The organism is Vibrio sp. 10N.261.54.E10, assembly GCF_002877735.2.
Taxonomy (GTDB): domain Bacteria; phylum Pseudomonadota; class Gammaproteobacteria; order Enterobacterales; family Vibrionaceae; genus Vibrio; species Vibrio crassostreae_C.
The window spans coordinates 1-9,261 of sequence record NZ_MCXE02000006.1; the positions used below are offsets into that span (position 1 = coordinate 1).

At 46.0% G+C, this 9,261-nt stretch carries 2 protein-coding genes and 5 pseudogenes; 3 read left to right on the top strand and 4 right to left on the bottom strand.

Translation table 11 applies throughout. From position 1 onward, the window contains the following. Together manA and BCU07_RS23275 are read right to left on the bottom strand one after the other, a co-directional pair. Positions 1 to 962: pseudogene (manA, locus tag BCU07_RS23270) on the bottom strand (mannose-6-phosphate isomerase, class I); the annotation flags it as partial. 113 nt (positions 963 to 1,075) lie between these two features. Next, a pseudogene (locus tag BCU07_RS23275) lies at positions 1,076 to 2,982 on the bottom strand (fructose-specific PTS transporter subunit EIIC). 379 nt (positions 2,983 to 3,361) lie between these two features. Here BCU07_RS23275 and BCU07_RS23280 point away from each other — a divergent pair. Together BCU07_RS23280 and BCU07_RS23285 are read left to right on the top strand one after the other, a co-directional pair. Further along, positions 3,362 to 4,199 (top strand): annotated as a pseudogene (locus BCU07_RS23280) (helix-turn-helix transcriptional regulator). Positions 4,200 to 4,754: 555 nt separating this feature from the next. Beyond that, a complete protein-coding gene (locus BCU07_RS23285; RefSeq protein WP_413286202.1) occupies positions 4,755 to 6,533 on the top strand; it encodes a sodium:solute symporter family protein in 1,779 nt (592 codons plus the stop codon). A 148-nt stretch (positions 6,534 to 6,681) separates the two neighbouring features. On the opposite strand, the gene BCU07_RS23290 is transcribed toward BCU07_RS23285, so the two are convergent. Beyond that, a complete protein-coding gene (locus BCU07_RS23290) occupies positions 6,682 to 7,455 on the bottom strand; it encodes a PTS sugar transporter subunit IIA (protein WP_016767002.1) in 774 nt (257 codons plus the stop codon). A gap of 7 nt (positions 7,456 to 7,462) precedes the next feature. Then, a pseudogene (locus tag BCU07_RS23295) lies at positions 7,463 to 7,763 on the bottom strand (PTS fructose transporter subunit IIB). A gap of 322 nt (positions 7,764 to 8,085) precedes the next feature. On the opposite strand from BCU07_RS23295, the pseudogene BCU07_RS23300 reads away from it, so the two are divergent. Further along, positions 8,086 to 9,184 (top strand): annotated as a pseudogene (locus BCU07_RS23300) (fructose PTS transporter subunit IIA); the annotation flags it as partial. Between the last annotated feature and the right edge of the window lie 77 nt (positions 9,185 to 9,261).

Below are 9,261 nucleotides of genomic sequence, written 5' to 3' on the forward strand. Positions count from 1 at the left end.
TGTAGGCTTGTTGTGCAACTCATCCGCAGGCTTCTTCAAATTGAGGCAAGAAACCAGTTCATTCACGTCCATGTATTTAGGCGTTAACCCAGCGCGCAACAGACCATTTTCTGATTCGCCACATCTCAAGCCTGTGCCTTGATGTGAAGCGGCGTCTCGGCATCCAGATACGTACTTAGCTTGCCCTGGCTTTAGCGTGATAACGTTCAATAGCAGCGGAGCAAACAGGCCGACATCCCCCGGATACTGTTGTTCCAACTCTGAAATCAACTGGAACACAAGGGCATCTGAAAGTTTCGCCTTCATCAACAACATGGTCAGCGCCATGCCTTTTTGTTCACCTTGCAAAGACAACAACTCGAGGAAGAAGCTCGCTAATCCATTAGGCGTTTGATCGCCCGCGAGGTCGTTAACCATCGAGTGCAGCTCAGGAATATCGAGGTACGGAAGTGCTCACGATCTCGTTGATCGACCTAAAGCCATTCATCGCCGTGTAGTCCGTTAGGGCATACACCAGTTCTGGCTTATGATTAGGATCCTTGTAGTTACGATTGCCAGCTGTCATTGGAATGCCTTGCTGCTCTTCGAGTGCATACCCAGATTCCGCTTGCTGTTTGTTTGGATGTACTTGAACAGACAGTGCCTTCTCAGCCGCTAACACCTTGAAAAGATAAGGTAACTCGCCAAAGCGACTCGCCACTTTCTCGCTTAGAAACAAGTTTAGGTTCTTAGAAATCAAGCTCGACAATGTGGTCTGTTGCCCGTTATCAGGTCACCATTGAGCAACCATTGGGGTGTGCCCATCCAAATCTCCGCTTGTGGCTCACCAGATTGGTTATTAATACCAAACAGTTGGCTAAACGAAGACGAGGCTACCCCATGCGTAGTTTTGAATCACGTTGGTCATAGGGTAGAAAAAAGCGTTGTACGAATGAGTCGTTCGCTAAAGAAAAATCAGACATCGAGATCACCATGAAGGGAAACATGGCTTGAGCTCTATTCGACCTTATTTGCAACTAAAATACGACTTATAAAAAAAGAGCAGAGGGACTCAAGCCATTGGAGTTGAAATGGCTTAAGCCGCTGCTGTTGTTAGCTTGGCTTTGCGTAGATTTTTAAGCGCGATACAAGTAACCGCAGTCACACCCGCACCTGATGCCATACACAGAAGTGCCAGCATTGGGTAGTTCATTGCGCCGAGCAGAGCCACAACAGGGCCACTGTGAGCAACGCTGTTGGTGATACCAAATGAGAACGCCATAACAGCTGCAGTCATTGAGCCAAGCACGTTGGCAGGGATAACCGACATTGGATCTTGCGCTGCGAAAGGAATCGCACCCTCAGAGATACCTACTAAGCCCATCGCACCTGCTGCTTTGCCTGCTTCAATTTCAGAAGATTCAAACAGGTCGAACTTGCGGCCCAATCTGGTTGCGATAGCCATGCCTAATGGAGCGACAGGAATTGCACACGCCATTGCACCCATGAACTGAGTTTGACCGCTGGCGATCATGCTGACTGAGAATAGGAACGCCACCTTGTTGAACGGGCCGCCCATATCGAAACCAGCCATGCCACCCAGTCACGATGCCCAGCAAAACCACGTTGCCTGTACTCATGCTAGTTAGCAGTGCAGTAAGAGCATCCATCAGCCCAGCGATAGGTGCGCCGATAACAAAGATGAATAGACCTGCGATGAACAAAGAGCCTGTGATCGGAGCGATCATTATAGGTACAAGCGGTTGAACGAATTTGTGGTAGTTAAACGAGGTAATCCACTTAACGAAGTAACCCACTAATAGACCTGCGATGATTGCGCCAATGAAGCCTGTACCCGCGTCAGCGCCATAGAAAGAGCCGTTGTTGGAGCAATCCAACCACCGATAAGGCCAGGGTTAGGCAGGGCGGTCAGCAATCGCATAAGCAATGTAGCCAGCCAAGGTTAGGATCATCACGAAGGCAACCACGCCCACTTCTAGGATTTGGTTCCACATGTTGCCAGCAGGAATCGCCATGCCAGATTCACTTGGCTCGCCGCCAATCGCCAGTGCAGCGGGCTATCAAACAGGCCGCCAGTCACTACGAATGGAATGAGTGTGATACGCCATTCATCAAGTAACGATAAAGGTCTGAACGCGCTTGTGAGGCTTTTTCTACAACAGATTGGTTGGTCGGCGTTTGTTCAGCTTGGTAACTAGGTGCGTTGAGCGCTTGCTTAATCAAGCCTTGTGCGTCTTTGATTGGTGCTTTTACGTTGGTGCTAGATGACGCGTTTTCCGGCAAAGCGAGCCATGTCGACCTGTTTATCACAAGCCACGACAATCGCGTCTGCGCGTTCGATCTCTTCTTGAGTCGGGCTGTTTTTAACACCAATAGAACCGTTAGTTTCGACCTTGATGTCGTAGCCAATAGCCGCTGCGCCTTTCTCTAGTGCTTCAGCTGCCAAACAAGTGTGTGCAACGCCAGCCGGGCAGCCAGTCACACCAATGATGAAGCCTTGTTTCTCAACGTTGGTTTCCGTTTCTGAAGGCTCAGGTTTCCTAAGCAGTAGTTCTAATGCTTCTTGTTCAGATTGAGCATTCATGAAGCTTTCGATAAAGCCTTCTTCAATCAGTTTTGAAGAAAGCTCTGCCAATACTTCGATGTGGTGATTATCGCCGCCATCAGGAGAGGCAATCATGAAGAACAGTTTTGATGGCTGACCGTCATCGGCGCCGTACTCGATGCCCTGCTTGATGGACGCCGATAACAACCGCGGGTTTGATCACCGCAGCTGCTTTTCGCGTGTGGCAGAGCAATACCTTCTTCAAACCCGGTATTAGCTTGTTCTTCACGCGCCTTAATGTCGGCAAGAAACTGTGCTTTGTCTGAGATTCTGCCTTGTGCGTAAAGCACGTCTATCAGCTCTTTAAATACCTCTTCTTTTGAATTAGCGCTAAGCGAAAGCTTAATCAAATCTTGATTGATCAATGTCGTGATCATAATGAACCCCCCTACTCTGTTTTTATTTTGTTAGGGTATTCTGGAATCTACGGCTTACCTTCTGTAGTGAAGAAAAAATGCATTTACTGGATGATTGTTGCGTTATAAATGGAGTGTGATTTGATTCGGTCGAGTGGTCGTTTTTAGGGCGGTGTTGACAGAGTTTAAGATGTGTTGAGGCTTTTATTTATAAGGGCTGTAGCGTATTTTTTTATCAGGATAGGAACGTGCTATGTCAGTTTCGGCACTGGAAATTTATTTCCGTGACTGGATTTTTGTAACCTAGATCTCAAATTGTGATTTTGCTCAATAGCACTATGTTTCACTAAGGAGTATATCTATTCCCGTAGCCTTATTGTTGCCCATAAGAGTTTTAAAAATGATATTTCATGACTTAATCTCTCTGTATTAAATGAGCGAGAACCGTTTCACAACATCTGGTTTGCTGGAGATTTTCATACGCCTCCAGCGTGCAGTTACCAGGTGAACTTTCCACGTTTAGAGTTGGTGCAGACGGAGAGTACGTTAATGAAATGGAGAGTCATGATCGCAAAATAACCAACGTTATTGCCAAAGCTGGAGACGCAATTTTCATCCTCCGAACTGTTGGAATAAACCTAACTGGGATACCGACTGTTCGGTGTTGAGCATGCTATTTGGTCGTCGTCAGCTGGGTTTAAGTTTGGTGAGTAAGCGCAAAGGCGAGGAGAGCTTTTTACGATATTCAAAAGCACAGTATTCAGACTCGTTCTGGGTTTGCGATTGATAACATTTTGGAGGCGCTAAGCTCGTTAGCGAGAGAGAGTAACAAGCAGCCGATGGATGAGTTATTGTTGCAAGCTCTACTGCAATACAGCAAGACGATGTTGGAAGCGCTCGTAGAAAATTCTCATAGCCGAGTACAGGATGTGTATCAGGGGATCTGCATCTACATTCAAGAGAACTTCCACTGCCAAATAACCCGAGACAGCATTGCGTCTCGCTTTAGGATTTCATCGAACCACTCGTCGCGAATGTTCCGTCAACAAGGCCACATGACCTCTGGCGGAGTACATTACCCGTGTTCGTGTCGACCGCGCTAAGTTCATGCTTAAGAAGTACAACTTCAAACTCAATGAAGTGTCAGTCCGCTGTGGCTTTAAAGATGTGAACTACTTCTGCCGAGTATTTAAAAACCGAACAGGAAAACCCCAACCGAATATCGTTGTTCAATCTGAATATACCTTGTAAAGTTCCCTTTTCTGACCTGAGCTTATATGACCGAAATTTGTATAACAAGAGCATCACTGCTGGCTCTGAGCTGTGGTGGTCACTTACTTTGTGTTTTCCTCTAGTGTTTATTCCTACGCTTCATCTCTAAGCTCGTTTTTCTATTTATCCACTTCACTAAATACCCCTAATTAATAACATTAAGGAGTTAGCTTTGCGAGTTGCTTATTATTTCCGCTCTCTATTAATTGAATTAAACGTGTGAGAGTTGATGTATTAACGCGATGCATTTAATGAATGTTAAGTAAATTAAAAACCACTTATCGAGACGACAAAATCTTGTTATTGTTGTCCGAGTTACTGATTGAGGTTCTTTTAAGTGATTGATTTTAAATGTTTACTTCATGTCGGATTATTCTTTGTTTACTAGCGCGTAATTAATGCCTCGAAATCGAATATTCAGGTTTATATGTCCCATCACAATCTTGACTTATAATACTACAAATTAAATTTTCTATGGATAATATGCTCTTCAGATATTAATAATAAAGAAGACTTAATTCATGGAACTCAATACTCTGATCGTAGGAATTTATTTCCTTTTCCTTATCGCAATAGGTTGGATGTTTAGAACGTTCACCAGTACAACCAGTGACTATTTCCGCGGGGGCGGTAACATGCTTTGGTGGATGGTTGGCGCAACTGCGTTTATGACTCAGTTCAGTGCTTGGACTTTCACCGGTGCAGCAGGTAAAGCGTATGCCGATGGTATGGCTGTCGCGGTAATCTTCCTAGCAAACGCATTTGGTTACTTGATGAACTACCTGTACTTTGCTCCGAAATTTCGTCAACTGCGTGTAGTAACGCCAATTGACGCGATACGCATGCGATTTGGTAGCTTCAACGAGCAAGTGTTTACTTGGTCTGGCATGCCGAACAGTATTGTTTCTGCAGGTATCTGGCTAAATGGCTTGGCGATTATTGCATCGGGCATCTTTGGCTTCGATATGACGACAACCATCGTTCTAACCGGTCTTGTTGTACTGGTGATGTCGGTTACTGGCGGCTCATGGGCGGTTATCGCGTCTGACTTCATGCAGATGGTTATTATCATGGCGGTAACGGTAACGTGTGCTGCTGTGGCTATCGTGCAGGGTGGTGGCGTTACTGAAATCATCAACGATTTCCCTGTAGCAGAAGGCGCATCATTCGTTTCTGGTAACAATCTGAACTACGTAAGCATCTTCGGAATTTGGGCATTCTTCATCTTCTTCAAACAGTTCAGTATCACCAACAACATGTTGAACTCTTACCGTTACCTAGCGGCAAAAGACTCAAAGAACGCGAAGAAAGCGGCACTGTTGGCGTGTATTCTGATGACCATTGGTCCAATCATTTGGTTCATGCCACCTTGGTTCGTTGCAGGACAAGGCGTTGACCTTGCGGCACATTACCCAGACGCAGGCTCTAAAGCGGGCGACTTCGCTTACCTTTACTTCGTAGAGCAATACATGCCAGCAGGTATGGTGGGGCTTCTAATCGCAGCAATGTTTGCAGCAACTATGTCTTCAATGGACTCAGGCTTAAACCGTAACTCAGGAATCTTTGTAATCAACTTCTATCAACCTATTCTTCGTCCAAACGCGACAGAGAAAGAGCTGATGGTTGTGTCTAAGTTGATGTCTTCGGTTTTCGGTGTCGCTATCATCCTTATCGCACTGTTTATCAACTCGCTGAAAGGTTTGAGCTTGTTCGACACTATGATGTACGTGGGTGCATTAATCGGTTTCCCAATGACGATTCCAGCATTCTGTGGCTTCTTCATTAAGAAGACTCCGGACTGGGCAGGTTGGGGCACGCTAGTGGTTGGCGCGATTGTGTCTTACATCGTAGGTTTCGTGATTACCGCTGAAATGCTACAAAACTGGTTCAATCTAGAGCCGCTAACAGGCCGTGAATGGTCTGATTTGAAAGTAGCGGTAGGTCTGATTGCTCACTTAACGTTTACCGGCGGCTTCTTCATTCTGTCGACTTTGTTCTACAAACCATTAGAAGCGTCTCGTCAGAAAGATGTCGATACCTTCTTCAACAACCTTGCGACACCGTTGGTTTCTGAATCAACAGCACAGAAGAAATTGGATAACAAACAACGTCACATGCTGGGCTCACTGATTGCAATATCTGGTGTGGCAGTAATGGCGATGTTTGTCTCACCGAACCCATTCTGGGGAAGAATGATGTTCGTGCTATGTGGCGGTATCGTGTTTATCGTTGGTCTAATGTTGGTGAAAGCCGTGGACGACTCGGTGGAAGATGCGAAACAAGAGAACAAAACGGCTTAGGTAACTAAACCTACAAGATAGGCAATTTAGAAATAGAACGGCTGAGCGTGATTGCTCAGCCGTTTTTTATTGTGTGAGCCATTGAGATTATAACCAATAGAGTGAGTAACTTAGTTGATTAGGAAATGAATTTAAAAGGGGAGATGAACTAAATCAGGCGTGAAGAGATGTACATCAATAGGGCCTGTAGGTCGACACTGCTACGGGTCTTTTGTAAACGCTCGTTGACCTGATCGTGAAGCAGGTTTCTGGTTAGATTAGTGGCCGCCACAATGTGCTCTCGCTGTGGCTTGGTAGGCAGTACCAAAGCGATGGCAACATGCACTTCACCAATGCGTGATGCCCAATCAATAGGATCATCACTGACAATGACTGCAATCGAGAGATCTTGAGTCGATTCAAACATCACATGCGGCAGTGCGATCCCAGGTGACACACACGTCGAAGAGCGTTCCTCTCGTTTAATAAACGCCAGAATCAGTTCATCCGGATCTTGTGGATACACCAGATGAGCAAGCCCTTTCAAGCATTCAAATTTGGTCAGTTGAGTTTGTGCTTTGGCATGGTGCCACTTGATGTCACAAGGCGGGCATATCTGCGGCATGCGCTGGATTAAGTCTTTCGAGAACTCATGGTTCACTTGTGAGCCGACCATGGCGTAATGCTCAGCAATCACATCTTTAAGAACGAAACACGCTAGCTCGGCATCGATGCCAATGGCAGTGATCTGGCACAAATCGCCACGAAGTAGGCCCACTTGCAACATCGCAACAGATTTGGAGAGATCAGCCGTTCGATTTTGAGTGATGTTGATAATTCGGATGGTACTTTTGAATTTCTTTGCTAAGCGGCTAAGTGGCTGCGCAACGTGTGAGTTAGCTGCAGGATCGTCAACGAAGAAGGTGATCTGATATTCGTTCATGAAAGGTTTAGGTTCGACAATGCTAATAAAGACTTTATCGACACTCAACAACACTTCTTCCATTGGAATGAATAAGGTTTTAGCTGGGTCGAAGCGGCTTGGCTGTTCAATGTCGATATCAGAGACGATCAACACCTTGTCTGCGAGGCTAATGTCCTGTGCAGAGAGTAAGTTTTCAATGCCCATAGCGCCTTGTGTTTCAACTTTGATTGAAACGTTGAATTTAGGGGCTGTTTTATTTAAAGCATCAGCTGCCATATAGGTGTGCGAATGCCTGTAGTGCACGTAGTTACCGCTACAATTCTCATTATTATTCTCGGCTTAATCTCGTCCCTGTTACGTTACATAAGCTACCTTTCAGAAGCTAGTTTGCAAAAGCTATCTTGCGTGGGAAATCCAGTATGGAAAGCTCGCATAGGGGAGGGGCGATATTGTTATGGGTTCTGTGGATTTTATGGATTGGCGTTTTTTTATTCCAAGGTGAAAGTCACACTCTGAGTTCTTGGTTACAATAATCCAGTTAATGCACCTTTCGTCCTATATATTGAGTGCCCCCACACCGTTAATCTTTTTCATCTTATTAACCTCTTTATCTCATTCATTCAAATTGGTACTCGGACGAGGCAGCACATGGATATCACTGACATTATCGAGCCCGAGATTATCTGCTTGGAATTGAAAGCAGACTCAAAACAGGCGGTATTTGAAGAGCTTGTCGAACTGCTCGACCGTGCTGGTAGCTTTCCAATAAAAGTGAATTCCTTGATGACATTTGGAAGCGTGAGGCCATTGGTAATACGGGCTTTGACGATGGTATCGCCATTCCACACGCGAAAAGTACCGCGGTTGCTAAGCCTACCGTTGCGGTTGGGATTAGCCGAGCGGGTATTGATTATGGTGCTGATGGTGGTGAACTGTCTGATGTGTTCTTCATGCTCGCTTCGCCTGACAACAATGATGACCATCATATCGAGGTACTGGCTCAGATCTCGACCAAGCTGATTGAAGATAACTTTGTTAAAAATTAAAGGCGGTTGAGTCGGTCGAGGAAGCTCAAGAGTTGTTTCTCGAAGCTAATTCTGAATCGTTCGATAGTTACGCCTCAAGCCATCATGAAGTTTACGTCGAACCACTTAGCCCTTGGGCTCAATCTCTTAATCGTCTAAAAGAACACCTGCTGTACGGAACTTCGCACATGATCCCATTCGTGGTCGCGGGCGGTGTGTTGTTGTCTTTGTCGGTGATGATGTCGGGTCACGGCGCAGTACCAGAGAGTGGCGTGCTGGCAGATATCGCGCAGATGGGCATCGTTGGCTTAACCCTCTTTACTGCCGTATTAGGCGGCTACATCGTCTACTCAATGGCCGACAAACCGGGTTTAGCGCCCGGTATGATTGGTTCTTGGGTTGCGGTGAATCAATACAACACAGGCTTTCTTGGGGCGATAGTGGTCGGCTTCTTTGCGGGTTTTGTGGTGAACCTACTAAAGAAGATCAAGCTGCCAGACAGTATGATCTCCGTTAAGCTCTATCTCTCATCTATCCACTCGTTGGTTCCCTTCGTCACTTGTGGGGCGGTGATGTGGGTGATTGGCTCTCGCGATAGCTCAAGTAATAGCTAGAAATGAACCAAATGCTCGCTGGGCATGGCACGGGTTCCAGGAAAGATGGTGCTCGGCAGTATTTTAGGCGCGATGACGGCCTTTGACATAGGCGGCCCGATCAACAAAGGTTGCTACACCGTTTGCCCTCAAACTGAAGCGGCGCACGAAAAACGCGAAAGCGTTTCACGATAAAATGCGAAAAC

Excerpts from the sequence above, each read along its gene's own strand:
- BCU07_RS23285 (WP_413286202.1), top strand. The coding sequence starts at position 4,755 with ATGGAACTCAATACTCTGATCGTAGGAATTTATTTCCTTTTCCTTATC.
- BCU07_RS23290 (WP_016767002.1), bottom strand. The coding sequence starts at position 7,455 with ATGAACGAATATCAGATCACCTTCTTCGTTGACGATCCTGCAGCTAAC.